Origin of the sequence: Tenacibaculum agarivorans, from assembly GCF_001936575.1 — a bacterium.
Taxonomy (GTDB): domain Bacteria; phylum Bacteroidota; class Bacteroidia; order Flavobacteriales; family Flavobacteriaceae; genus Polaribacter; species Polaribacter agarivorans.
The window spans coordinates 1-2,226 of sequence record NZ_MSMP01000084.1 but is presented as its reverse complement, the minus strand read 5'-3'; the positions used below and the strand labels follow the sequence as shown (position 1 = coordinate 2,226).

The following is a 2,226-nucleotide window of genomic DNA, read 5'->3' as shown; positions in this document are numbered from 1 at the left end:
AAATTGATACTAGCATCATTCAGCATGTACTCAATACGTTCTTCTGGATAGCCTGAATCAATAGGAACATAAGCGCCTCCTGATTTTAAAACTCCTAAAATTCCAACGAGTAATTCTAAACTACGATCCATGCAAATACCTACCAACATATCTGGTTGTATGCCTTGATCTCGTAAATAATGAGCTAATTGATTTGAACGCTGATCTAATGCTGCATATGTTAGTGTTGTTCCTTCAAAAGAAATTGCAACCGCTTCTGGTGTTTTTTCAACTTGAGCTGTAAATAACTCAACAACTGTTTTTTCTGATGGATAAGCTAACGTTGTATCATTAAATACTTCTAATATTTCTTGTTCTTCTTCTGGTGATACTATCGAAATGTTTTCAACGTACATTTCATTATTTAAGCCATCTAGTAGCTGTACTAAAGTTATCTCTATATAAGAAAGAATACGCTCTGGTTCAATGCTTGCTTCCAATTGAGCTGTTAGCCCAAAATCAACTCCATAATCATCAACATTTAAAGTAAATGGATAATTAGTTCGTTCATGTCCATCAAGCAATGTAATTCCTAAATCAGCAGTTACTGAATTATCTTCTGATTCTCTTGGATCTAAGGAATGTCTAAAGTTTAATAAGGCACTAAATAATGGAACTTCATTAGAAATATTACTCCAATTTTGAACACTTGATAAAGGTGTTTGCTCATAAGGTAATAACTCATGTAAACCTTTTTTCACTTTCTGGATATATTCAGTGATGCTCCCTTTTAATTCTGTAAAGAATGGCAACGTATTAATAAATAGTCCTAAAGAATCTGTAGCTCCTAGAACTCCTTGTAAACGTCCTGAAAATAAGGTTCCAAAAACAGCATAATCGCTGTTACTACATTTCCCTATAATTAATCCATAAGCAGCATGAAATAAAACTGCAGGACTCATTCCTAATTCAATACAAACACTGCGAATTCTCTTACTTAATTCTGTAGGTAAAATCATTTCCTCTTCATTGATATTACTACCACTTCCTAAGGTATCCGACAATTCAAATGGATAGGTAGGTTCAGTAATATTTCCTAATAAGTTTTTAAAGTAAGATTCACTATCGTTATTAGTTTGTGCATGTAAAGTATGTCCGATAAAATCTCTATATAAAACAGGATCAGGAAGATTTGACTGTTGTCCTGATAGATATGACATCACTTCTGATGTTATTTTCTCCATACCCACATGATCTAATACTAAATGATGTTGATTAACAAGCAAGTAGTATTTTTCATTTACAAGATCATCTGCCGATTTTAATGCGAGTAAAGGTGCCTTAGAAATATCCATTCTTTGATTTCCTGGAGTTCTAAGTAATTCTAACTCTGGTAATACCTCCTTAGAGCTTTCTATTTCTAGTTCTTCTACTTTCAATTGAGCTTCTCTTAATACTACTTGAACAGCATTTGGAAGTCCTTCGCTTATGATACAAGTACGCAATACATCGTGACGATTGACTACGAATTGTAATGCTTCTATAAAAGAATTTCGTTTTTCTTTGTTTTCAAACGATAGCAAGTTTGACATAATATAAGGATCTCCTTGATCCTTTTTACTCATCAAGTAATGGAAATGCATTCCTTCTTGTAATGGCGATAATGGATAGATGTCTTGAATATTTTCTACTCCACTTGGAATATTTGCCACAATAGTATCTATGTTCTCTTGATTAACTTCTAATAATGGGACCATTGCTGGAGTTATATAGTTAGTGTTAATCTTTATTCCATTTTCTGGGACTGTGTATACTAGTGTTTCTTCAAATACTTTCTTGCTAATTTCAGCTACTGTAGGGTTAGAAAAAATATCTTTTACTGTGATATGATGCCCCGCTTTTTGTAAACCTGCATTTACCTGAACCATTAACAAACTGTGCCCGCCTAATTCAAAGAAATTATCGTAAACCCCTACTTTGTCTAATCCTAAAACTTCTTGCCAAATCCTTGCAATATCTGCTTCTACTTTATTTCTTGGTGCTACATATTCCTTTGTTGATAGTAATGAACCATCTGGCTCTGGTAAAGCCTTTCTGTCTAACTTCCCACTTGAAGTTAATGGCATCGCTTCTAACTCAACCCAAACTCTAGGAACCATGTATTCTGGTAAACTTTCCTTTAACTCTGATTGAACAGTTTCTTTATCAAAATCACCTTCACTTACTACATAACCTACCAAACGTTTG

General features: G+C 33.6%; 1 protein-coding gene. It reads right to left on the bottom strand.

The window, feature by feature from the left end; all coding sequences use genetic code 11:
* Positions 1-2,226: condensation domain-containing protein (locus BVC87_RS22920; RefSeq protein ID WP_143569899.1), on the bottom strand; the 2,226-nt coding region annotated here is incomplete at both ends.